The 22491-nt window shown below is 41.0% G+C and carries 24 protein-coding genes; 11 read left to right on the forward strand and 13 right to left on the reverse strand.

Translation table 11 applies throughout. The features are described from left to right. The first annotated feature begins 208 nt into the window (after positions 1-208). Positions 209-931: a carbonic anhydrase gene (locus tag ACF8FD_RS09940; protein WP_205668139.1), complete on the forward strand. Its 723-nt coding sequence runs from the start codon at positions 209-211 to the stop codon at positions 929-931. Positions 932-993: 62 nt separating this feature from the next. On the opposite strand, the gene ACF8FD_RS09945 is transcribed toward ACF8FD_RS09940, so the two are convergent. The 5 genes from ACF8FD_RS09945 to ACF8FD_RS09965 all read right to left on the reverse strand — a co-directional run bounded on the left by ACF8FD_RS09945 (position 994) and on the right by ACF8FD_RS09965 (position 5164). Further along, a complete protein-coding gene (locus ACF8FD_RS09945) occupies positions 994-1719 on the reverse strand; it encodes an amino acid ABC transporter ATP-binding protein (RefSeq protein ID WP_010326224.1) in 726 nt (241 codons plus the stop codon). Positions 1720-1733: 14 nt separating this feature from the next. Next, complete coding sequence (locus ACF8FD_RS09950) at positions 1734-2417, reverse strand: ABC transporter permease subunit (RefSeq protein WP_062034370.1); 684 nt, start codon at positions 2415-2417, stop codon at positions 1734-1736. Then, complete coding sequence (locus tag ACF8FD_RS09955) at positions 2417-3160, reverse strand: amino acid ABC transporter permease (protein ID WP_004981232.1); 744 nt, start codon at positions 3158-3160, stop codon at positions 2417-2419. The genes ACF8FD_RS09950 and ACF8FD_RS09955 overlap by 1 nt, the downstream gene beginning before the upstream one ends. A 68-nt stretch (positions 3161-3228) precedes the next feature. Beyond that, positions 3229-4173 carry a transporter substrate-binding domain-containing protein gene (locus tag ACF8FD_RS09960; RefSeq protein WP_279739637.1) on the reverse strand — a complete coding sequence of 315 codons (945 nt, stop codon included), beginning with the start codon at positions 4171-4173 and terminating at the stop codon, positions 3229-3231. Positions 4174-4741: 568 nt separating this feature from the next. Then, entirely contained in the window at positions 4742-5164 is a 423-nt protein-coding gene (locus tag ACF8FD_RS09965; RefSeq protein ID WP_004694572.1) for a hypothetical protein, read from the reverse strand. A 287-nt stretch (positions 5165-5451) separates the two neighbouring features. On the opposite strand from ACF8FD_RS09965, the gene ACF8FD_RS09970 reads away from it, so the two are divergent. The 4 genes from ACF8FD_RS09970 to ACF8FD_RS09985 all read left to right on the forward strand — a co-directional run bounded on the left by ACF8FD_RS09970 (position 5452) and on the right by ACF8FD_RS09985 (position 8172). Next, positions 5452-5730 carry a hypothetical protein gene (locus tag ACF8FD_RS09970; protein ID WP_004694569.1) on the forward strand — a complete coding sequence of 93 codons (279 nt, stop codon included), beginning with the start codon at positions 5452-5454 and terminating at the stop codon, positions 5728-5730. 162 nt (positions 5731-5892) lie between these two features. After that, on the forward strand, positions 5893-7599 hold the full coding sequence (locus ACF8FD_RS09975) for a mechanosensitive ion channel (protein WP_392453349.1): 1707 nt from the start codon (positions 5893-5895) through the stop codon (positions 7597-7599). A 61-nt stretch (positions 7600-7660) separates the two neighbouring features. Next, positions 7661-7852: a hypothetical protein gene (locus tag ACF8FD_RS09980; protein WP_125273990.1), complete on the forward strand. Its 192-nt coding sequence runs from the start codon at positions 7661-7663 to the stop codon at positions 7850-7852. Positions 7853-8019: 167 nt separating this feature from the next. After that, positions 8020-8172 (forward strand): hypothetical protein, encoded by a 153-nt coding sequence (locus tag ACF8FD_RS09985; RefSeq protein WP_171455644.1) that lies wholly within the window; start codon positions 8020-8022, stop codon positions 8170-8172. A gap of 22 nt (positions 8173-8194) precedes the next feature. Here ACF8FD_RS09985 and ACF8FD_RS09990 read toward each other — a convergent pair whose 3' ends face one another. From ACF8FD_RS09990 to ACF8FD_RS10010, 5 genes are all read right to left on the reverse strand, one after another. Then, positions 8195-9394, reverse strand: coding sequence for an NAD(P)/FAD-dependent oxidoreductase (locus ACF8FD_RS09990; RefSeq protein ID WP_205666978.1), 1200 nt, complete (start codon positions 9392-9394; stop codon positions 8195-8197). A 64-nt stretch (positions 9395-9458) separates the two neighbouring features. Then, positions 9459-10328, reverse strand: a complete 870-nt coding sequence (locus tag ACF8FD_RS09995; RefSeq protein ID WP_205666977.1) for a 1-aminocyclopropane-1-carboxylate deaminase/D-cysteine desulfhydrase — start codon at positions 10326-10328, stop codon at positions 9459-9461. A gap of 63 nt (positions 10329-10391) precedes the next feature. Further along, entirely contained in the window at positions 10392-11552 is a 1161-nt protein-coding gene (locus tag ACF8FD_RS10000; RefSeq protein ID WP_178928818.1) for an HlyD family secretion protein, read from the reverse strand. A gap of 32 nt (positions 11553-11584) precedes the next feature. Further along, positions 11585-13234 carry an MFS transporter gene (locus tag ACF8FD_RS10005; RefSeq protein WP_205666976.1) on the reverse strand — a complete coding sequence of 550 codons (1650 nt, stop codon included), beginning with the start codon at positions 13232-13234 and terminating at the stop codon, positions 11585-11587. Between the two features lie 12 nt (positions 13235-13246). Then, complete coding sequence (locus ACF8FD_RS10010) at positions 13247-13795, reverse strand: TetR/AcrR family transcriptional regulator (protein WP_058869137.1); 549 nt, start codon at positions 13793-13795, stop codon at positions 13247-13249. A gap of 277 nt (positions 13796-14072) precedes the next feature. Between ACF8FD_RS10010 and ACF8FD_RS10015 the strand changes: the two genes are divergently transcribed. Further along, complete coding sequence (locus ACF8FD_RS10015) at positions 14073-14276, forward strand: NF038215 family lipoprotein (protein ID WP_205668137.1); 204 nt, start codon at positions 14073-14075, stop codon at positions 14274-14276. 207 nt (positions 14277-14483) lie between these two features. On the opposite strand, the gene ACF8FD_RS10020 is transcribed toward ACF8FD_RS10015, so the two are convergent. Beyond that, the gene (locus ACF8FD_RS10020) at positions 14484-14939 is read right to left on the reverse strand and encodes a DIP1984 family protein (RefSeq protein WP_281963633.1); all 456 of its coding nucleotides are present in this window, start codon (positions 14937-14939) and stop codon (positions 14484-14486) included. Positions 14940-15411: 472 nt separating this feature from the next. Continuing rightward, positions 15412-17031, reverse strand: coding sequence for an oleate hydratase (locus ACF8FD_RS10025; RefSeq protein ID WP_205666974.1), 1620 nt, complete (start codon positions 17029-17031; stop codon positions 15412-15414). A 439-nt stretch (positions 17032-17470) separates the two neighbouring features. On the opposite strand from ACF8FD_RS10025, the gene ACF8FD_RS10030 reads away from it, so the two are divergent. The 4 genes from ACF8FD_RS10030 to ACF8FD_RS10045 all read left to right on the forward strand — a co-directional run bounded on the left by ACF8FD_RS10030 (position 17471) and on the right by ACF8FD_RS10045 (position 19941). Then, positions 17471-18094, forward strand: a complete 624-nt coding sequence (locus ACF8FD_RS10030) for a LysE family translocator (RefSeq protein WP_004981207.1) — start codon at positions 17471-17473, stop codon at positions 18092-18094. 122 nt (positions 18095-18216) lie between these two features. Continuing rightward, positions 18217-18876 carry a CsgG/HfaB family protein gene (locus ACF8FD_RS10035; protein ID WP_205668136.1) on the forward strand — a complete coding sequence of 220 codons (660 nt, stop codon included), beginning with the start codon at positions 18217-18219 and terminating at the stop codon, positions 18874-18876. Positions 18877-18889: 13 nt separating this feature from the next. Then, positions 18890-19267: a DUF4810 domain-containing protein gene (locus ACF8FD_RS10040; RefSeq protein ID WP_205666973.1), complete on the forward strand. Its 378-nt coding sequence runs from the start codon at positions 18890-18892 to the stop codon at positions 19265-19267. Continuing rightward, a complete protein-coding gene (locus ACF8FD_RS10045; RefSeq protein WP_205666972.1) occupies positions 19264-19941 on the forward strand; it encodes a GNA1162 family protein in 678 nt (225 codons plus the stop codon). The genes ACF8FD_RS10040 and ACF8FD_RS10045 overlap by 4 nt, the downstream gene beginning before the upstream one ends. 110 nt (positions 19942-20051) lie before the next feature. Here ACF8FD_RS10045 and ACF8FD_RS10050 read toward each other — a convergent pair whose 3' ends face one another. Next, a complete protein-coding gene (locus ACF8FD_RS10050; RefSeq protein WP_205666971.1) occupies positions 20052-21020 on the reverse strand; it encodes an MBL fold metallo-hydrolase in 969 nt (322 codons plus the stop codon). A gap of 268 nt (positions 21021-21288) precedes the next feature. Here ACF8FD_RS10050 and ACF8FD_RS10055 point away from each other — a divergent pair. Further along, on the forward strand, positions 21289-22491 hold a 1203-nt coding region (locus ACF8FD_RS10055; protein ID WP_392453350.1), incomplete at its 3' end, for a P-loop NTPase fold protein.

Consider the following 22491-nt stretch of genomic DNA (forward strand, 5'->3'; position numbering starts at 1 on the left):
TATGATCAGTCCTATTTCATCGATTTACATCTAAACCGAGACAAAATAGTCGGGCAATATTGGCTTTTTGCTGAAAAGTCATGATTACAGAGTTTGCACAAAAAACAAAGACAAGCAGGCAGAATTGGCATTTTAGGTTTTGCTGCTTGAGCGTAATTTCTTAGAGGATATTGGGGCGTTTTAAACTGATATTTTTTGATGGATTATGATGAAGAAAAAACTAATAGCAACATTGTTTGGTCTCCCATGTGTGATGGCTTGGGCCAGTAGTGAAGTAACTTCGGATTGGGGTTATCAAGCACAAATAGCACCGCAGTATTGGAGCCAGCTCAATAGAAAATACCAAACTTGTGCGGGGCATAATCAATCGCCCATTAATATTGAGCATGTGATTTCAGCAGACCTTGCACCACTTGATTTTGATTATAAAACGGCTGCAACGAGTATCGTGAAGCTCCCTCATACTTTACAAGCCAATTTTCATCAAGGCAGTTATTTAAGTTTAGAGGGAGAACGATTTCAATTATTGCAAATGCATTTACATAGCCCTTCTGAAAATACGATTCACGGCAAAAGTTTTCCGATGGAATTACATTTAGTCCATGCTTCTGAAAAAGGAGAGCTGGCTGTGGTTGCGGTGATGTATGAACAAGGGAAAAAGAATCAAGCACTTGATGGACTATGGCAGCAGTACAGGTACCCCCAGAAAGTACTCACTTTAAACGCAGATCAATTTCTGCCGACACATCGCGAGTACTACCGCTTTAATGGTTCGCTCACGACACCGCCGTGTACTGAAGGTGTACGTTGGGTGGTCTTAAAAGATATCCAGCAGGCATCAGCACAGCAAATCGCAAACTTTGCTGCTCTGATGGGGTATCCGAATAATCGTCCTGTTCAAGCTACCAATGCGCGCTTGGTTTTAGACTAGAGCATGAATTAAAAAAGCAGATCGTGTGATCTGCTTTTTTAATGTGGGATAACACGTTTGTGCTAGTGCAAGATCTTGTCTAAGAACTGTTGAGCACGATCACCACGTTTGGTGTTAAAGAAATCATCTTTGCTACAGTCTTCGACAATTTTACCTTGATCCATAAACAACACACGGTTGGCCACTTGGCGGGCAAAGCCCATTTCATGGGTGACACACATCATGGTCATGCCTTCATGTGCCAACTCGACCATCACATCAAGAACTTCATTAATCATTTCAGGGTCAAGCGCCGATGTCGGCTCATCAAACAACATGGCAATCGGATCCATACTTAAGGCGCGGGCAATTGCGACACGTTGTTGTTGTCCACCTGAAAGTTGTGCTGGAAATTTATGTGCATGTGCACTCAGCCCAACCCGTTCTAAATAGCCTAAGCCTTTCTTTTTCGCTTCAGCTTCAGAGCGTCCCAATACTTTAATTTGGGCAATGGTTAAATTTTCAGTAATGCTTAAGTGTGGAAACAACTCGAAATGCTGAAACACCATGCCTACGCGACTGCGCAATTTGGTCAAATCTGTTTTCGGGTCTTTAATCGGAATTCCATCGACTGTAATTTGACCTTGTTGGAAGGCTTCCAGTCCATTCACTGTTTTAATCAGGGTCGATTTTCCTGAGCCTGATGGGCCACAGACCACCACCACTTCACCTTGGCAAATTTGTGTGGTGCAATCGGTTAAGACTTGAAAATCGCCATACCATTTACTGACATTTTGGAGGTCAATCATTACTTTTTGGTCGCTCATACGCTTAACCTCCTTTGTAATCGTTTTACTGCATATGTGGCTAGCATACTGATGGTGAAATACACTAGGCCTGCAAATAAAATATATTGCGTTAATAGAGACATCAAATCGCCCCGCACGTAGTTGGTGCGGAAGAAGTCGAGTAGACCAATGGCGTACACCATGGTTGAGTCTTGGAACAAGATGATGGTTTGTTGTAACAGTAGCGGTGTCATTTTGCGAAAGGCTTGCGGCAAAATGATTAAACGCATGGACTGACCATAGGTCATGCCTAGTGCATAAGCCGCGGCAGACTGTCCTTTAGGAATCGATTGAATCCCTGCACGTACAATTTCCGAGAAATAAGCTGCTTCAAACAACATGAACGCCACAATACTTGAGACCAAAGCGGTATCAATGGTCAGGTAATTTCCCGTGACTGTGGTGTAGATGAACGGTACAGCAAAGTAGAACCACATCAATACCAACAGTAGAGGAATTGAGCGGAATAAATTGACATAGCCTTGGGCAATTAAATTCAAGATGCGAATTGAAGACAAACGCATCAGTGCCAACAGCGTGCCAATGAAAATACCACCAATGGTGGCAATACAGACGACTTTCAAAGTGATACTTAAACCATGCCATAGGGCGGGTGCAGATAACTGCAAATCATGGGTAAATGCGGTGAGCCATTCCATTATTTAGCTCCTGCAATTAAACCTGGGACACGTAAACGTTTTTCAAGCAGCGTCATTAAGGTAATTAAACATACGTTGATAACGATGAAAATAATCGTGACATAGGTATAGATTTCGATGGTGTTCTGCGTATATTCGCTGATGGTTTTCATCTGAGAAATAATCTCGGAGACCCCAACTAAAGAGGCGACAGAAGTATTTTTGACGCAGTTGGTCAACTCTGAGCTCAGAGGCGGCAAAATCGTACGGAAGGACTGCGGTAAAATGACATAGCGGTATAGTTGTGCGGTACTAAACCCCATGGCATAACCTGCATTGACCTGTCCTGTAGGTAAGGCTTCAATGCCTGTACGGACTTGTTCGCAGACACGTGCTGCGGTAAACAGTCCAAGACCGATACTGGCTGAAATCAGTGCTGTTGTTCCTGCACTTAAATCATTAATCCACCATGACTTAATCGGACCAGGTAAGAAATTCGGCACCACATAAAACCAAATAAATAATTGGATCAGTAGCGGTACATTACGAAAAATGGTGACGTAGCCAGTGCCGATAGCACGTGCGGTTTTATTGGGAAGCGTGCGCATAATGCCGAGAATACTTCCGAGCACCATTGCAATGCTCCAAGCCACAATGGCAATAACAACCAACCAGCCTAAACCAATTAAAATCCAACTGAGATAGGTGCTATCTCCGACGCCTGTGGATTGCCAAAGGACGCCCCAGTTCCAGGTATAATTCATGACAATCCCCTAAAATAGGTCAGGCAAAGAAACTTTGCCTGAGTGAACATTAATTCTTCCTTTATCGTTTACTGATCACGGTCATGTGGGTTTGCAATTAAGGCTTTAAGTTGGTCTGACATAGCAAAGTTCAGGTTAATGTTTTTCGGTGGAATTGGTTGTTCAAACCATTTGTTGTACATCTTGTTAATTTCACCTGAGCTATAAGTAGCTTTAATTGCATCATCAACCACTTGTTTAAAGCCAGTATCGCCTTTACGCAACATACAGCCATAAACTTCTTGAATTGGTGCTGTACCAACAATGTGCCACTTGTTTGGATCTTTGGCTTTCGATTTTTCTCCAGCAAGTAAAATGTCATCCATCATAAACGCAGCAGCACGACCACTTTGCAGCATCAAGAATGATTCAGCATGGTCTTTGGCAGAAATCACTTCACCAATACCGAGTTCTTTTTCATGCTGACGGATATAGCGTTCAGAAGTTGTTCCTGCTGTCGTTACTAATTTTTTGCCTTTTAAGTCAGCAAAGTCCTTCACGCCTGAATCGGTTGCAGTAAGTAAACGTGAACCCACTTCAAAGAAGCCCACAGAAAAATCAACTTGTTGCTGGCGTTCTTTGTTGTTTGTAGTTGAACCGCATTCAAGATCGACTGTGCCATTTGAAACCAATGGAATACGGTTTTGGCTGGTGACTAAGTTATAGCGAACTTTCAAATCAGGCATATTCAGCTTTTGTTTAACAGCCTCAACTACTTTGAGCTGTAAATCATGTGCATAACCGACAGGTTGATTTGGATTGTCTGCGATATAGGAGAATGGAATAGAGGAGTCACGGTAACCTAAAACAATGGTTCCTGATTTTTTAATCTTATCTAAAGTGCCTGACTGTGAAGCATCGGCGCCAGTGCTAGCTGCATCCGCTGCAGGTGCTTTGTTGTCGCTACATGCACTGAGGCTCAGCGCAAGTGCACTTGCACAAAATAAGGTAGAAAGATTACGTTGCATGGTCATGTACAAACTCCTTTTGTTTGCAGCATCAATTGCATTGTTTTTATCAAAAACGTCAGAATTGGGTTAAAGCTTTATTCTGTGCAAAAGATGTTCTTTTTATGGTATTTTTTTACAGCTTAGTCTGCATCTTAATCGAGATTGCTTTTGCTGCTCAAGAGGGATATTTAATATTTTGTTAATAATGCTTTAAATAAGTGCATCGCTATATTCCTCTGATATTTAAAAATAAAATTATGCATAATGCATGCCATTTCAAGTTTTCTAATTCATTTTATTGGGCTAATGTCTAATGCTATAGGGTTGGTTATGCGTTTCGTTATGGATGCATGACAGAATGGCTTTTGTTCGTGTAGAACATGCTAAAACGGCAATAAAAAAGAAAAGTGCTTTATTTTGAAGATGAACTGTTTTATGACGCAGTATATAAAGGTCAGTTAGATTCGGTTTACTGTCCTACGCTTTCCGCAGGGGATTAAAAACTAAAAAATAAAAGCGACTGTACGTTATGAACAAATCATAGGGCACAATCGCAATGGGAGGATATGAACAGATGTGTATCAAGAAGTGCTTAGTGCACAAACATATCCATATATTCACGAATTTCAGAAATAGCCGTTTCTATATCCGTCGTCAGCCATGTGGGCTCAAACAGTCCAATATAGTGATCTAAACGGTCTTGAGGTACAACTAAACGCACAGGACATTCTTCTTCCAGTAAGCGCCAAGGAATGATGGGTGTTTCATTATCTAAAAAGGCTTGCACATTTCGAATGTCAATAATCATGGCATTGACACATTCAGGAAAAGGCATCACTGAAAACTCTTCAGTACGACGACGGAAAAACTCCAGATCACCCCATTTCAAAATATAACTAGGCTTAGAAAATTCAATAATACCAATAAGATGTTGGTCTCGCGTGTAGTGCAAATGACATTGGTGCGTAACATCAGTGTCTAAATCAAGCGTTACACTTTGTTGACGATATGCCATAAAGTCCAAAAACAGCTAAAACAAGGTGCATAATTATAGCGCAAATTCATTTAAAGAACGCTGTTCGCCAGACTCTTTTTGTCTATGTGTATATGAAATACTTTTTATATGACTTTTAACACTGAATTGAAAGAAGAGTGAATATTTTTAAAACTATAAAAAATAATAACTTAGATCAAAATAAAGCGTTTGTTTACTATCTCACTATGCTTTGAAACACAATGCTACACAAGCAGTTGTTAGTATGAAAATTCGACAACTTGATAATAGAAAATTGAGGGGGAGCTATGCCACATGATTTCAATAAACCGTCCCATGTACAAACGCCAGAGGAGCGGCAGAAGAAAAAACGCGTGCCCTTGTATATATTGGCATTGGTCGGAATTTTCTTAATCGCATTATTATTTTATATGTTTGCAGATACCAAGCCAAATCCGAATGAGGCGCCTCCAGGACATCCGAATCCGAGTGCAGAGCCTGCAACACCAAATAACAGTACCACTGCAACAGCAGGTGACGAAGCGACAGCCAACGATAGCAATACGGCGACTGCAACTGACCGCTAAATGTGACTAAAGCCCTTGTAATGTACAGGGGTTTTTCTTTAGCACTCATCAAAAGGTATTCCATTTCTCATTCATACCTCATGGCAGACAATCACTTCAAAACTAAAATCTGTAGTTGAGCAAAGGTCGCTGTGATGTAGACACAACAAGAGGGAGAACAAAATGAATGATTATGTAGGGCATCAGGGTCGATTTGATGCGATGTATTATTGGGACCAGTTTCACCCGATCTTGTCCGCAATCGCCATCCTGATCATTGGTTGGATTATTGCATTATTGATTGCAGGTGCTGTGAAAAAGGTTTTAACCAAACTCGGGATCAACCAAAAACTTTCCAGTGCTACTGGCCATCGCTCGAATATTGAAAATATTATTTCTCGAGTTGTGTTTTGGCTGATTTTGATTATTGCGGTGATCGGTGCACTCAATGTTCTCAATCTCACCAGTGTAAGTGGGCCATTTAGTAATATGGTTCAACAGTTCTTGTTGTTTATACCACAATTGTTGGCTGCTGTTGCTGTGGGCTTTATTGGCTGGATTGTGGCAAAGCTGGTCAAAGTGGGTTTACAAAAAGGATTGGATCGGACTCAGTTAGATGAAAAACTCAGTCAGGATGTCGGAGTCAGTACGCTGAGTCAAAACATTAGTGAAATTGTCTATTGGTTGATTTTATTACTATTCTTACCCATTGTTTTGTCGATACTCGGTCTGACTGGGCTGCTCTTTCCGATCCAAAATATGGTCAATGAAGCCGTACTGTATCTACCAAATATCTTTATTGCGGGTGTAATTGTTTTTGCAGGTTATATTCTAGCCAAAATTGTACGGGGCATTATTGAGGGCTTATTGAGAAGCCTAGATGTACAAAAACAGGTTGAAAAAGTAGGACTGTTTAAAAACTCAGATTTGGCTAAAGTGCTCGGATCTTTTGTTTTTGCAATGGTTATTATCACAGCGCTGATTATTGCGTTTGAAGCTTTAGGCATTGATGCAATTTCTCAACCAGCGACGGCCATGCTGTATGAAATCATGAATGCAATTCCGCACATCATTGCAGCGGCATTAATTTTAATTTTGGCCTATGTGGTGTCACGTTTTGTCGCAAGTCTTGTGGTTGAAGTCTTGTCGGGAACAGGTGTAGATGACATTCCAAACAAAGTTGGCTTGCAACGTTTCTTAGGAAACACCAAAGCATCTTGCGTTGTGGGTTATTTTATTGTGTTCTTTACCATGCTATTTGCGGTTTCTGAAGCAGCAAATCGACTCGGCTTTGAACAGATCAGTGGTTTGATTGCGATGTTTATCCAGTTTGGTGCAAACATCCTATTAGGTGCAGTCATTCTGGGCGTGGGCTTCTGGCTGGCGAACTTGGTTGCTCAGGTGATTGAGCGTGGTGAATACAACAGCTCTCGTTGGGTGGCGAACATTGTACGTGTCTTGATCATTGGCTTGGTATTGGCGATGGGCTTACGTGCCATGGGTATCGCAGATTCCATTGTGAACTTGGCCTTTGGTCTAACGCTTGGTGCGGTTGCTATTGCTTTTGCACTGGCTTTTGGTCTAGGCGGGCGTCAACCTGCGGAACGGGTTTTGACCGATTTGTTAGATAAAGCCAAAAAAGAAGGTACGCAACCGAATCCACTTTATCAGGCCAAAGCTGAAAGCACGCAATCCGCACAGGGCAAAGAAGAGCATGCCTCACTGAAAGAGCAAATGGATACACCAACGGTTGCAGAGGAATATCAACATGCAGATGATATTCCAACTACAGCAGAGGTCGATCCTGCGCATAAACCTTTAAATAAACCTTTTGGTTCAACGGGTGAAGCTGAACAAGATATTGACGTTCACCCCAAAGATCCAGACTAAATTAATCATACTAAACACCGACTGCTGATGGCGGTTGGTGTTTTTTTATTGGAGTAAACCGATGTCAAAAAAGGCCCCAAATAAATATTTTGCCCCAATCATCATCGCGGGTATTACGGTTGGATTTTTTGTGAGTGCTTATAAATTTGTATTTGCAAAACCGAAAATCGATACAACAACACACGCTAATGCTGAAAGCATACCGACTGCGGCAATTGAAGGCCGTGATGCGGATGAATCTGATGAAAAATAATACAAAAGTCTATAGTGTGGAATGAACTTTAATTTGGTATGTTTGATGCATGTGGAATATGGATATTTCATAAATTAGAAATACTTACATGCCTATACTTTTGTGATAGCTGCATGGGCATTTCATGATTTATTTTTATAAATTGTAGTTTAAAAAGGAAAAAACAGATGATACAAATATTAAAAAAAACATTGATGACGAAACGTTCAGTGATCCAGCCGAGCCATGTCCATATTGCCATTGCGAAAATGGACTTAGCGCTTGCCCGTCAACAGAAGCAAAAGCAGTGCGTACTGCTACGCACGGACTATTTAGAATAATTTACAGTTTTAAGCACATGGCTTAAACATATTCTGATGCGGCATGCGCAGATGACCATGCCCATTGGAAGTTAAAACCGCCCAAATGTCCTGTCACATCCAATATTTCACCGACAAAGTACAAGCCTTTTTGCTTTTTACTTTCCATGGTTTTCGATGAAACTTCAGTGGTGTCTACGCCACCTAAAGTGACCTCAGCAGTACGGTAGCCTTCGGTTCCTGATGGTTTAACTTCAAACGCATGCAAGCGCGTTGCAATGTGCTCCAGTTTTTCATCCGACAACTGAACAATCGCTGTTTCAGCCAGTTCTGGCCAAATGAGGTTTTGCAGTTCAACTACCACACTTTTAGGGAAATGTTCGCCCAGTAAAGTACGCAGCAGGGCTTTGGGTTGACTGTGCTTCTTGGCTTTTAAGTAGTCGTGCAAATCCACACTTGGCAAGAAGTCAATTTTGAAGCTTTGTCCTACATCCCAATAATTCGACAGTTGTAGCGAGCTTGGCCCACTGAGCCCACGATGCGTAAATAAAAGGGCTTCGGTGAAAGCGTTTAAGTCATTCGATAAAGTTGCATCGACCGCGTTGCCACTTAAGCGTGTGGTCACTTCTTTAAAACTATCTGAAAAGGTAAAAGGCACCAAACCTGCGCGAGTTGGATATACATGGTGACCAAATTGCTTTGCAATTTCATAGCCAATGCCTGAACCGCCTAAGGTCGGAATAGATAAACCACCCGACGCAATGACTACAGATTCGGCTTCAAAATAACCCAGTGTCGTAGCAATTTGAAAACCTTGCTCATCGAGTGCGGTGATGGCTTTCACTTCACAGTTGGTTTTAATATCGACCAAACCTGTTTTTTCACACTCGCTCAATAGCATGGCTAAAATTTCTTTGGCACCTTTTAGGGTGAACAGCTGACCGTGTTTACGCTCTTCATATTCAATGCCGTACTCACAAACCATTCCAATAAAGTCCCAATTGGTATAGCGAGTGAGGGCTGAAATCACAAAGTGTGGATTATGTGAAATAAAGTTGCTTGGTTCGACATAGAGGTTGGTGAAGTTACATTTACCCCCACCTGACATGAGAATTTTTTTGCCGACTTTATTGGCTTTTTCTACCACCACCACTTTACGTCCACGTTGAGCTGCCATATAGGCTGTCATTAAGCCAGATGCACCTGCACCTAAAACTAAGACATCGTATTGATTTGTGGACATGACACACTCACGGGAAAATAAAGCAGGGCATTATAGACCATCTTTTTTGCTTTTTCAGGACTATCTAAAGTGCGGCTAAACGGCCTTGTAGCCCACCAGAATGAATCACCAAAATACGATGATCTTTGGGGAATGAACCTTGTTGAATTAAATCGCTTAAGCCCAACAGCATTTTGCCTGTGTAAATCTGTTCCAGTGGAATCTGATAGCACTGTTCAAAGTCTTGAATAAATTGCAGTAATTCAGGCGTGGTTTTTGCATAGCCCCCACAACAATATTGATCGGTAATTTGCCAATTTCGTTTTTCAGTCAGTTGCTGTAGTTCTCGACTCAAAAAATCACCTTTGAGCGCGGAGAAGCCCAAAACGTACTGCTGTGGATGACTGGCTTCAATCAGACCCGCAATGGTGCCACCCGTCCCTACGGCACAACAAATCAGATCGAAATTTTCTCGATCCGCATCAGAGAGAATTTCTGTGCAGCCTTGAATGGCAAGGGGATTGGTTCCCCCTTCGGGAATCACATAATAATCAGGATAATCTTGTTGTAACTGTGCTAAGTATGCTGGATTTTGCTTTTGACGATAGGCTTCACGGGACACAAACTGCAATTGCATGCCGAATTGCTGTGCTGTATTTAAAGTTGTATTCAGGGGTTTACAGGCCAGTTCTTCGCCTCGAATAATGCCTAGACTCTCAAAACCAAATAACTGCGCTGCATAGGCCGTGGCGGCAATATGATTGGAATAGGCACCGCCAAAAGTCAGCAGTTTTTTATAGCTTTGTTGTTGCGCCGACAATAGATTGTATTTCAGTTTAAAAAATTTATTGCCTGAAATGTGTCGATGGACCAAGTCTAAACGTTTGATGCTGATCTCAAATCCTTCGACAGTAATTTGCTGATAGGGAATGGTTTGGGCAATTTGGTCAAACATAGAATTTTTATCAACTCGGCTTAGAGCATAGTGTAAATGAAAATGAATTTCTTCTGCACAAGATTAATGTTGTGCAGATTGGGTATCGACCGAACTAATTACGGACATGCCTGGACGTAGGTTTTCAATGCCCGTTTGATTCGGATCAATTGCAATCCGTACCGCAATGCGTTGTACCACTTTGGTAAAGTTACCTGTCGCATTATCAGCTTTAAGTACACTGAACTCTGAACCCGCCGCTGGGGAAATTTGCTCGACATGGCCTGTAAATTTCTGATGATTGAGGGCATCCACGGTGAACCATGCTTTTTGTCCAATTTTCATATTGGCAATTTGAGTCTCTTTAAAGTTAGCCGTGACCCAAGTTTGTTGTGGAATCAGATAGAGCAACTGTGTGCCTGCTGCTACATATTGTCCCACACGTGGATTGACTTCACCCAGTTGTCCATCCATCGGGGCGATAATACTGCTGTAATTTTTGGTGGTTTTTGCTTGATCCAGTTGCGCAGCGGCATTGGTCACTTGTGCTTTGAGTCCTGTTTCAGCCACTTGAGCGGTTTTGAGCGCTTCTTTTGCCACCAATACATTGGCCTGTGCTTGTTGTAGTAAAGCTAAATTATTTTGGGTATCGGCAAAGGCTTTGTCTTGTTCCGATTTAGACGCTGCGCCAGAGTTTCCCAATTGTTGATAGCGCTGCTGTTGTGCCAATGACAGTTGGTACGCTGCTCGCGCTTGTTCGACCTTAGCTTCTGCCGCCACAATATCGGCTTTACGCTGTGCAATATTTTGGCTTTGATTGGACAGTGCATTCTGCGCCTGATCCACCCCAGCTTCTGCTTGAGTCACTTTTTGGTCATAAGTCGTGGCATCAATATGCATTAACACCTGTCCTTTTTTGACGTGATCAAAATCACTGACCAACACATCTTTGACATAGCCATTAATTTGCGAAGATAGCACCGTGGTTTTGCCTTTGATATAGCTATTGTCTGTTGACTCAACTGCACTATCAAATGGCCCAATTTTCCATGCCCATAAAATGATCCCGATACCGATGATCAGTACTAAAAACATCAAGATCAGTGTACGTTTCGCTGTTGGAATCAGTTTACTCGAAGGCGGCGTAATCGGTGTTGCTGCTGCCACGGTCTGCTCCGGCTGAGAGGAATTTTCAGACGTTGCGGTTGTTTCAGCGGGAGCTACTGGTTTTTGATCTTCAGACATAACAATTTCTCAATAAATAGGGAGCAATGGCATTAGACATGACCGATTTTCGCTTGTTGTCGCAGTTGATATTGATTCCGTGCAATCAGGAATGTCCCCCATAGCAACAGCAGCATGGCAACAACGCCATTGAAGCTAATCACATCGTTATAGGCACGTACTTGGGCTTCTCGAGTTACCACTTGATTTAAATTTTTTAAGGCTTGTTGTTGCTCTAACTGCTGATCGAGCGTGTAACTATGCGAACTTTGTTGATACGCTAAAAGACGCTGTGCGATCAATGGATTGGTTTCGGGGAGTTGCTGAATCATCTCAGCACGATAGTTTTGGGTTCGGACTTGTTGATAGGTAGAGTAAAACGATGAACCGACTAAGCCACCAAATGTTTGAGTCGCTGAAAATAAAACAATGAACGTGACAATATGGGTGGGACCTTTTTGCATGGCGCTTAAGATACCCGTGATCAAGAGTGGGCCAATAAACACACCACTGGCAAAGCCCACTAAAAACTGACTGCCGTAGAAGTTGGAAGGCCGAATATCGCTGGTGAGGTGAAAATCCAGTCCGCAAGCAATCAACACCAAAGCTTCGGCTAACAGCAGATGCCAAATAATCCGTTCACGTGAAAAAGTGATGGCACTAAATAAGGTACCAGACACGATGCCTAAAAAGATCACCATATAGAGCGGCACAAATTGATCGGGGCCCATGCCCATAGTTTTGAGAAAATTCACGGCAGCATAACTTTGCTCCGACATTAAGAAGCGAATTGCAAAGGCACCGATGATAAAACGAAGCGTGGACGATGCCCCCAGCCAACGCGTCATAATCAGCGGATTGACCCGATAATGCTCGTAGACCAAACCAATCACAATTAGGCTAAACCCTGCAATGAGCAAATAGGCTAACCATTTCACTTCAAACCACCACAAAATAGGCCCTTGGGTCAGCACAATACACAAAAAAGCAAAACCGGGCGCAAGCAGGGCAAAGGTGAAGAAGTCTTGCTTTTCAAAAACAGCAATTCTTAGGCTGCGGGGCAACTTAAGCGACACCACCATTGCGAAACAGCACAGGGCTAAACCAATTTCAAAGGTATACAGGACATTCCAGTTATTGACGTCAATGAGATAGGGAGAAATGATCCATGCCAAGGGAATACCAAGCTGTTGAAAGCCCAAAGCCAAATAGATACTGCGACCAAAATTTTCCCGCTTAAAGGCCTGCATAATGTAATACATGCCTAAGGAGCTGAGCGGTGCTGCAACCATGCCGCTAATGAAACGCACCAGTACGGCCATTTCAAAGGTATGTACAAAGACGTGTAGAACCAAAACCCCAATAAAAATCAGTAGGCCAATTTCAGAAAATAGACGTAGACCGTATTGCTGGCGGGCTTTAAACAGAATCAGGTTCGCACTGACGTTAGCCATCACATAAGCTGCGGGGATCCATGCTACCTCAGAGGGTGTTAGTCCATATTCACCCTGAATTAAGGGTAAATTTGCGGTAATAAAACCGTTACTGAGACTGGCAGACAGTGCGACAAATAAACCAATAAAAAAATATATGAAGCGCTTAGGTGTGGAGTGCGCGATCACGGCAGGAGAGCCGGGCAGGGTTGGCTTTTCTTCTGCTGTCCAGTTTGGCGCAGGTTCGAGTAAACGCGGCGGCTGAGTCATGAGTGGTGACCTTTATGCCCGAATGCCATTGAGTAAGAGCTCAATCGCACGTTGTGCGAGTTGTTGTTGCTCTATATCGGTCAGCCCTTGAAATGAAGTCCTTAAAATGGCCGTAATCATGGCGTAATCTTGGGTGGTTAAATCAGGGCGACATACGCCGTGGCGAATGGCTTGATCAATCAAAGGTTGTAAAATCGCATCGCGGCGTGCGTAGATATCGACCATGACGGGATCATTACGCTCAATCACCCGCCAATATTCCATCAGCGCAGTTAAATACGGTAAGTTATAGACATGGTTTTCAATTAAACGGATAAAACCATCTTCATATTGAGAAAATGCTTCTGCACGAACTGCGAGACGTTCCAAAGCTTGCTCCATGAGTGCAATCACTAAGGCACGACGGTCATCAAAATTACGATAAAACGTCGCCCGTCCGACATTGGCGGCATCAATTACCTGCTGTAAGGGGGCATTGATCCCGTGTGTACGAAAAACCTGAACTGCGGCTTCCAGCAATTCTTCACGGTTTTGTGCAGCACGCTGTTGACGACTGGTCATGGTGATTATTTCATTTAATTTGGAAGTGCTATTATTTAACGGACAAAAGTGTCCGTTGTAAATATTCAATCCTGTAAGATTTTGTAAATTACTTTGTATTTTTCTAATCTAAATCATTCATGTTATTGTTTTATTTATGAATGATTGATATTTATTTTATAAAGAAAATTCACAGAGAACCCTCATGTAGATGGATAAGAGTTGTAACAAAGTCGATAGGATTGGAAAAATAAAAGTGCTATGCTGAAAGCACAATAATGATAAATGAGGGGCTATGATGAAAACCTTATCTACCCTAGTATTGGTTTTATTGCTCACTCAACTGACCGCGTGTGATGCAAAAAAGGATTTGAATCAGCCTAGAACTGGGGCTCGTACCATGATTATTGGTGGTGTTCCTGTGCATGATCGTGACTATAAACTTCCATCACAAGATATGGCTTTTAATCAGAAAAAGCCTCCACAGGCTGATGCCTACTAATAGGTAAAAATAGGGAGGCATATTGTCAGTACATGGTGGTGCAAGGTGCGATGTGCAGTATAAAAGATGCATTGTGCTACGCCAGATTTGTGAAAATGTGAAGTAGACGTCTTACTCCCTGCAAACGTTTGTTGAATTAAAGCCTTACAAACGTATAAAAGGCCTTGTACTCGCCCAATATGCCCAAACTGTTGTGGCTCAAATTGGCTAGATCAGTTCGATTTGCCAATTTGAAGCTTGAATCTCTAAGTTATTTTGCCTGAGTTGCTGGCTAATTGCATCGGCTTTTTTTTGCAAGTCTGCAACCGCAATGGTTTTAACCCAGCGAATTTCACTCGAACTATAACGACCATTTTCACGTCGTGAGCTGTCGATGGCCTGTTGAATAATACGATGTTGTTGCGTGAGCAAATCACGTGTGTTTAAAACACTGAGCATCGATTGACCTGTGCTAGTTTTAGCTTGAGCATTGGTCGCATGAATTTTTTCAATCAGATGATGTAACTCTGTATTTACACTAAAGGCCTCAAGAATCAGCGCATTGGGGTCTTCACTCAGTTCATCGCCTTCTTGGATTAGCACATTATTGTTGATGCGTTGTTGTAAAGAGGCAAGTTTGGTTTGTAAATCACTACGCAATAAAAGTGCTTCTGCTAGTTTCATAGATTTATTTTTAAAGTTTTAGATGAGTCTTATGCTGCATCTGTACAGTCAAAGCTTCAAGTGAGTTTTGTAATTTTTATGAAATCTAAAATCATGAGAAAAAGATAGAAAAGCACTTAGTCAGTTTCGGAGTATTATTTAAAACGTGGAGATGTTTTTCCTATGTTGATTAGTCAATTTATTTACGAATGAGATATAAAGTTTTATCTATTTTTTCTTTTTATCCAATTTAAAATTAGGTGCGTACACGGCCTCAATTTTCAATAAAATATAAAAGGTGGTTGTGTAGGCAATACCCTTACTTTTGATAGGCCAAAAGTAAGCAAAAGCCTTTGTTACCCATACATAACATCCCTATTATGATGGATAACGTGTGGCATCCTTGCCACACTCGCGTATCCAAACGTTGCTTAAATTAAACTATGTAATAGCAGCGACATAAAGGTGCTCTTATCGCTATATATTAAAAAGCTTAGTGGAACACGGTTTCCAAAGCTTTCAAACCGACTTTCGGATCAAGCAGACCGTTGTAAATTTCAGGGATTTCACGTTCTACTCCAAAGAATTCATAAATGGCAAGCATTGCTCCACGAACTGAATATTCCACAGTAAAGACCACGTCATCTTCAATTTCCACAAACTGTCCAAGGAAAGCAAAGTTTTGTGAGCTTTGTGGAATTATCTGTGGACGATCCCCCGGTTTACGGCAGGCGAATAGGGCAGAGGCATATGGCATCATGGCGGTAGTAACATCAGTCGTTGCTAAAACATGATCTAAAATGTCGCCAAAACCGAGTTGTTTGATCAGCTCTGTTAGAATTTCTTGTCCCGTGGCTTCGGACATTGGTTTTTTGATGTAATCACCTATATGGTCAATTTGGAAACCGTAGCCCCATAAGGTATATAGGCCTTCAGGTAAGTCGGCAAAGTGTGGCTGTGCAGGAACCACAATGGACAAATGCCAACCTGACTCATACCAAGTCATCAGTGCGCCTGTACCTGGTTCATTGCCTGTATAGTCAATAATGCGTTTAAGTAGTACGTCATCTTTCATAGTTAGTGTGAAAGACTCCCACTTATGTTCATCGACATTGCCATAGAAAGTCATTGGACGGCCAAAGTCTGGGGCTTTTTGTGCCAGTGTTTCCCAAAGCGTCCAGCCATGATCTTCTCGATGACGAATAAGGGCAGGCACGTCATGATTACCGCCATAACGTGAGTCTGCTGTAATAGAGCCTAAAGTGAAAATAGCTAAATCATTGGCTTTCAGATTAATTTGCTCTGAGCCTTCAAGCAATTGTACATATAGGCGTGAAGCATGGCGTTCTTGGGTTTCAGCATTGGTAATGAAGTCCGCATCTGTGACATAGTGTCCAAAACGTACATCGACGCCTTGTGCGACTAGCCAACGCTGCAAGGGCAAAATCATCGAATCATATTGATTGTACTTAGTACGTTTCACACCCGCTAAGGTATGAATGCGTGGCAATTCTTGAATAAAACGCAAGAAATAGCGTCTTAACTCTGCTGCACTGTGCCATTTTTGAAAAGCGAAAGTCGTGCGCCACATGCGCCAGAAATTGGTTTCAAAAAAGGTTTCATCAAAAAACTCATCAATGCGGCGACTGCCAATTTTTTCTTCTTTTGAAGCCAATAGGCGCAGCATCTGCGCGCGGTGTAGTGTATTCAGACCAAGCTTTGCTGCATCCGCAATGACATGTTTGGCATCAATCAAACGCGCATTGGCGTGGGTTTTCACTTTTTCATTAAACTCACGACATTCTTCACGCACCGAAATGTCTGGATTTTCCAAAGATGGAATACTGGAAAATAAGTCCCATAGGCACAAATAAGTTTCATCGGTCAGCATTCGCCCACCACGTGTTACCCAAGCTTGCGCGGCATGCGGTGTATGTCCACCATCCATCGAACCACCTGAAATATCGAGTTCTTCTAAAATATGGATATTTTTGGCAGGGACTTTGGCATCACGGATTGCAAATGCAGCAGCAGCCATACCTGCGATACCACCACCAATAATCCAAAGATGGGACTGTTGCGCGTCTAATGGGGTGCGCTTCTTATTTTGCATGGTTCACCTTTAATTATGATGTTAAAAATTATGAAGTAAAAAAATTGGTTTAGAAAAACCTTAAAAATAGTATGTCTTTTTATATATGAAAAATGTATGAAATGGGAAGCAATCCCCTCATTATATTTTGTAATCAAAAATAGATGTATGATGGCTATTTTTAATACACATTTGTCTTTTTATTAAAATTGAATATGATCTAAATAACTGATGTTAATGTTTATTGTTGAGTAATTGCTCTATTGTTGTTTTCACTATGGCTATGCCGAATTTCTTTAAAAATAGGCTTTTTATTTATCATTAAAAAATATAATGGACGTATATGCTGTGGCTTGAGCACGATATAAATGTGAAAAATAACTGATAAAGTGAATATCGTAAAAACTTTGTTTAGCGTAAAATCGCAGCTGATCAAATTCTCTCAATTTAGAGGTCACTCTTGGAATCATTTTGGATTTTGGGCTCGATTGCCTTTGCATTAATGTTAGGCGCAATGAGCCCTGGACCGACGTCGATTTATGTAGCAAAAAATTCGATTGCGATTTCTCGAAAGCATGGCCTATTTACCGCACTGGGGACTGGAACAGGCGCAGCTGTTTTTGGTCTGTTGGCTGTACTCGGCTTACAAGCCTTTTTGTTGGCAGTGCCGTCAGCGTATTTGGCCTTAAAAATTTGTGGTGGGATCTATTTGCTTTGGCTCGCGTTTAAAATTATTAAACATGCCAAAGAGCCAATTGAGGCAGATCATTCCAGCTCAAAAGCAATGACTTTACGCCGTGCATTTATGACTGGCTTAATTACCCAGCTGTCCAACCCTAAAATTGCGATTGTTCTAGCCAGTATTTTTACTGCACTTTTACCCAAAGAAATCCCAACCTATTACTATTATGTACTGCCTATCCTATGTTTCTTTATTGATGCGGGTTGGTGTTCGTTGGTTGCAGTGGCATTGTCTGCTGAAAAGCCGCGCCGCGTGTATTTGAAGTTTAAGGCTGTATTTGACCGCGCAGCAGGGACGGTGATGACAGTGTTAGGTTTAAAACTTATTTTTGGAATGAAGTGATAAGGTTGACAACAACAAAACTGGATTTTGTATAGGTAACGAAAAGCTAAATGGTTATAATCCCTTTGATTTTTTAATGATTTTTAAATTAAAGATTTGAGGGATAAATTTTGAATAAATCTATGTTTTTGGCCGTTTTGAGTGTCTTAGCATTATCTGCATGTTCAACAACAGAAACGTCAAAAACAATTCAATCACCGCAAGTAACAGCGGCAGTGGCGACCGTTAAATACGCTGGCGCTAAAACGCCTGTTTCTGTAGGAAAATTTGACAACCGCTCGAGTTACATGCGTGGCATTTTCTCAGACAATGTTGACCGTTTAGGTGGTCAAGCAAAAACTATTTTAGAAAAGCATTTACAGCAATCGGGCTATTTCTCTGTCCTAAACCGTGACAACCTTGCTGAATTACAACAAGAAGCAGGTTTTACCAAATCCTCTCAAGCCATCAAAGGCGCACGTTATGTCTTAACGGGCGACGTATCTGAATTTGGCCGTAAAGAAGTTGGTGATCACCAGCTATTTGGCATATTGGGTCGTGGTAAAACCCAAATTGCTTATGCCAAAGTGAACTTAAATATTGTCGATGTAAAAACAGCAGAAATTGTTCACTCTGTGCAAGGCGCAGGCGAGTACGCACTCAGTGAACGTGAAATCTTAGGTTTTGGTTCTACCGCTTCTTATGATTCAACTTTAAACGGTAAAGTTTTAGATTTGGCTGTGCGTGAAGCGGTTAATAATTTGGTGTTGGATATTCAAACCAATAAGTGGTCTGCGCAGTAATTGGTTTGAATCAATGAAAAAAATCGTATTGGTTTTAGGTGCGATCTGCACCATGACTTTGGTGGGCTGTGTTTCAGCGCCAAAATCGTTATACAGCTGGGGTGAATACCCGCAGCAAACTTATTTGATGTTGAGTCTGCCAGAAAAGACTTCTCCACAAGAACAGATTGGCAAACTTGAAAAAGATATTGAAAAAGCCAAAGCCAAAAATGCAGCAGTGCCTCGGGGCTTGTATGCACATTTGGGTTTGTTGAATTTAAATATCAATAATGGGCCACGTGCTGTTCAGTATTTTGAACTTGAACGCGAAACTTACCCAGAGTCGACAGTATTAATGGATCGTCTTTTGAAAAAAATGACGGCTCAGTCTGCGGCAGGGAGTGTGAAGTGAAACATTTCAAAAAACTATGCGTACTTGGCCTTGCAGTGACACTCTTCACAGGTTGTGCTACGACACCAAAAAGCAATCGTGACCTATCTGCTTATCATGCCAATATGCCAAAATCCATTTTGGTGTTGCCGCCTGTGAATGAGACACCCGATACACGGGCAACTTATGGGTATTGGTCTACCGTGACTTTACCTGTAGCAGAAGCGGGCTATTACGTGTTCCCCATTTCTGTGGTCGATACGCTATTTAAAGAGAACGGCGTAACCAATGGCTATGATGCGCAGCAAATTCCAATTCAGAAACTCAATGAAATTTTTGGAGCGGATGCCGCACTGTATGTCAAAGTCAAAGAATATGGTTCTAAGTATCAGGTGATTCAATCCGTTTCGACCGTCGCGGTCGAGGCAAAATTGGTGGATTTAAAAACCGGGGCATTATTATGGGAAGGTCAGGAAAAAATCCAACAAGCCAATAATAACAACAACGCCGGTCTAGTCGGGATGTTGGTGGGTGCTTTGATTGACCAAATTTCCAATCACTTATCGGACAAAGCCTATGTACTGTCTAACAGTGTGAGTACGCAGTTGTATGCTCCGCAGTTGATGCAGCAAAAAGGGTTGCTATATGGACCTCGCTCTCCGCATTTTGTACAAAACTCGATGAGTCCACAGTAGTAAAAAAAAATCCCCTTAAATGAGGGGATTTTTTATGATTTAATAAACTTCTATTAGGTTTGAAGAGACTTTTAACTCTCAGCCCAAAGAAGAGGTAATTTTCGTATAAATTAATCCTTAAAATGCACAGGAATCCATTGATAGCTTTTTCCATCTGCCGAATAGATATGTCCAATAGCAGGGAATGGCAAGTGTGGTGCTGCAATAGTTTGCCCGCCTTTTGCATATTCAGAAAATTGCTTTAAGCGGGTTTGCACTGCTTTTTTGGGGTCGATATCATAATCGATTGCGGTTTCTGGCTTGTCGAATTGCACGGTATGTGAGTGTACAATATCACCAATAAAGACTACTGTTTCATCTTTGGTTTTTAACTCATAGCTAAAATGTCCCGGCGTATGCCCCGCGGTATTAATGACTTTAAAGCCCTGAACTTGATCGCCCAATTGATATGTTTTGAAGCGTTGTTTGGCTTGATACGGCGCAATGGCCTGTTTAATTTTTTCAACAGTTCCTAAGTAGCCGGCTTGTTTTTCTTTCGGGAGTTTGTCGACTTGTTTCGGGTTTAGCCAATAGTTCGCTTCATCGCTCGAAACATAAACCGTTGCATTTGGAAAGTTTGCCACGCCATTTCGGCCAATACCACACACATGGTCTGGGTGTAGATGCGTCAGTAAGATGGTATCGACTTGCTCTGGTTGATAGCCTGACGCTTTTAAGTTGCTTAACACTGAACCCAAATGTGCGCCAAAACAGCTCGCAGCGCCGCTATCTACCAAAACTAGTGAATGACCAGTATTCACGAGAAATGCATTGACAGAGGTTTGCACGCCTTTGGCTTGGTCGGCAGCGTATTTCTTTAAAATTTCATGGACTTCTTTTTCTGGAGTGTTTTGAAATAGTTTAGGCGACATGAAGTTGGTGCCATCGAGCAGGGCTGTAATTTGTACATCACCTGCTTGGTATTGGTAATAGCCTGAAACTTGTTTTTGTTGCGAGATTGGGGCGGGCGGGGAAAGGGCGAAGGCTGAAACACTAATGAGACTGGAGCTAATTAAAGCCGAAGCAAGTAATTTATTCATTTATAAAGTTCCACGAAATTTGTTGAATTGCCTATTTTTTAGCATGTAAACTAATTTTTTTCATCTGTTTTTGAAAGGCTTATTTAAACTACTTACAGATGAGCTTTAAAAAAATTATGTTATTTTTTACAAAACTTTATGATTAGGTTCTTTATATAATGACACAAGAAAATTGGATTTCAGCTCCAAATAAGCATATCGAAGAATATCTAGATTACTACTTCGATGGGAAAAAGAATTTTCAATATGCTGTATTATTGAATGGAGCATGGGGGAGCGGAAAGACATGGTTTGTAAAAAAATATTTAGAAAAAAGGAAGATCAGGGGAAGAAGATTTGTTATGTGAGTTTAAATGGAATTGCAAAAACCTCTATGATTGATGAAGCTATTTTTAAAAGTATTCATCCAATTTTGGGAAGCAAGGGAGCAAAATTAGCAGGTCAAATTTTAAAAGGTACATTAAAAACAACAATAAAAGTTGATTTAGATGGTGACAGTAAGTCAGATGGTAGTATCTCAGGCGGTATTCCCAAAATTGAATTACCAGATTATTTAAAAATTAATGATAATTTCATATTAGTCTTTGATGATTTAGAAAGATGTGAATTAAAAAAAGAAGAAGTGCTTGGTTATATCAATTACTTTGTAGAGCAGGATAATATTAAGACGCTTATCGTATCGAATGAAGACGAAATCAAAGATAATGATGATTATGCTAGAAAAAAAGAGAAGTTAATTGGTGCGACTTTTAGTTATATAGAAGATCAAGATGTAGCGATTACAAGCATTCTTCAAGAAGTTGGAAGTGAAGAGTTACGTGACATTTTAATTTTAAATTTTGAATTAGTTGCAAATACTTTTAATCAAGTTGGATATAAAAATTTACGATCATTTAAGCAGACTATTTTTGATTTTGAGCGTTTTTATAAAAAAGAATATTTTGAATGGAAAGATAGTTTTTATCCTGAGATTTTTGAAAAAATTTTAAGGGCTTTTTTGATTCTTTCACTGGAAAATAAGAAAGGAATATTCCATAAACAAATATTAAATTTTATACCTGATTTAGATGGAAAATCGAATCAGAAGCCTGTAGATAAAATTGCAGAAGCGATATCAGGTTTTAAAGGTGATGATGCACAAAAGTTTAAGCAAAAGTATCAAATGAACCTTAATGAATTTGTTTTTTCAAAAGAATTATGGAGTCAGATTCTAAATAAAAATATTATTACGGATGCTTTAATTGAAACTGAGTTGTATAGGGCATATTTTCGATTAAAGGAAGATTATCCAATATGGCTCAAACTTTGGCATTATTTAAATTTAACTGATGAAGAATTTTTTGAATTAGTACAACAAGCGAAGGAAAGTATTGAAAAATCAGAATTAACCAATGTAACTGATATTCTTCATACGGCTTTGTTGCACAAAGATTTGAAATGCAAAGCACCCCTAATTGAGCCAAATTTAAGG

Source organism: Acinetobacter sp. TYF_19, assembly GCF_043105125.1.
Taxonomy (GTDB): domain Bacteria; phylum Pseudomonadota; class Gammaproteobacteria; order Pseudomonadales; family Moraxellaceae; genus Acinetobacter; species Acinetobacter johnsonii.

Excerpts from the sequence above, each read along its gene's own strand:
- ACF8FD_RS10005 (WP_205666976.1), bottom strand. The coding sequence starts at position 13,234 with ATGACTCAGCCGCCGCGTTTACTCGAACCTGCGCCAAACTGGACAGCA.
- ACF8FD_RS09940 (WP_205668139.1), top strand. The coding sequence starts at position 209 with ATGAAGAAAAAACTAATAGCAACATTGTTTGGTCTCCCATGTGTGATG.
- ACF8FD_RS09975 (WP_392453349.1), top strand. The coding sequence starts at position 5,893 with ATGAATGATTATGTAGGGCATCAGGGTCGATTTGATGCGATGTATTAT.
- ACF8FD_RS09950 (WP_062034370.1), bottom strand. The coding sequence starts at position 2,417 with ATGGAATGGCTCACCGCATTTACCCATGATTTGCAGTTATCTGCACCC.
- ACF8FD_RS10020 (WP_281963633.1), bottom strand. The coding sequence starts at position 14,939 with ATGAAACTAGCAGAAGCACTTTTATTGCGTAGTGATTTACAAACCAAA.
- ACF8FD_RS09965 (WP_004694572.1), bottom strand. The coding sequence starts at position 5,164 with ATGGCATATCGTCAACAAAGTGTAACGCTTGATTTAGACACTGATGTT.
- ACF8FD_RS09960 (WP_279739637.1), bottom strand. The coding sequence starts at position 4,173 with ATGACCATGCAACGTAATCTTTCTACCTTATTTTGTGCAAGTGCACTT.
- ACF8FD_RS09970 (WP_004694569.1), top strand. The coding sequence starts at position 5,452 with ATGCCACATGATTTCAATAAACCGTCCCATGTACAAACGCCAGAGGAG.
- ACF8FD_RS09955 (WP_004981232.1), bottom strand. The coding sequence starts at position 3,160 with ATGAATTATACCTGGAACTGGGGCGTCCTTTGGCAATCCACAGGCGTC.
- ACF8FD_RS10040 (WP_205666973.1), top strand. The coding sequence starts at position 18,890 with ATGAAAAAAATCGTATTGGTTTTAGGTGCGATCTGCACCATGACTTTG.
- ACF8FD_RS09985 (WP_171455644.1), top strand. The coding sequence starts at position 8,020 with ATGATACAAATATTAAAAAAAACATTGATGACGAAACGTTCAGTGATC.
- ACF8FD_RS09990 (WP_205666978.1), bottom strand. The coding sequence starts at position 9,394 with ATGTCCACAAATCAATACGATGTCTTAGTTTTAGGTGCAGGTGCATCT.
- ACF8FD_RS09980 (WP_125273990.1), top strand. The coding sequence starts at position 7,661 with ATGTCAAAAAAGGCCCCAAATAAATATTTTGCCCCAATCATCATCGCG.
- ACF8FD_RS09945 (WP_010326224.1), bottom strand. The coding sequence starts at position 1,719 with ATGATTGACCTCCAAAATGTCAGTAAATGGTATGGCGATTTTCAAGTC.
- ACF8FD_RS10035 (WP_205668136.1), top strand. The coding sequence starts at position 18,217 with ATGTTTTTGGCCGTTTTGAGTGTCTTAGCATTATCTGCATGTTCAACA.
- ACF8FD_RS10025 (WP_205666974.1), bottom strand. The coding sequence starts at position 17,031 with ATGCAAAATAAGAAGCGCACCCCATTAGACGCGCAACAGTCCCATCTT.
- ACF8FD_RS10050 (WP_205666971.1), bottom strand. The coding sequence starts at position 21,020 with ATGAATAAATTACTTGCTTCGGCTTTAATTAGCTCCAGTCTCATTAGT.
- ACF8FD_RS10015 (WP_205668137.1), top strand. The coding sequence starts at position 14,073 with ATGAAAACCTTATCTACCCTAGTATTGGTTTTATTGCTCACTCAACTG.
- ACF8FD_RS10010 (WP_058869137.1), bottom strand. The coding sequence starts at position 13,795 with ATGACCAGTCGTCAACAGCGTGCTGCACAAAACCGTGAAGAATTGCTG.
- ACF8FD_RS10000 (WP_178928818.1), bottom strand. The coding sequence starts at position 11,552 with ATGTCTGAAGATCAAAAACCAGTAGCTCCCGCTGAAACAACCGCAACG.
- ACF8FD_RS09995 (WP_205666977.1), bottom strand. The coding sequence starts at position 10,328 with ATGTTTGACCAAATTGCCCAAACCATTCCCTATCAGCAAATTACTGTC.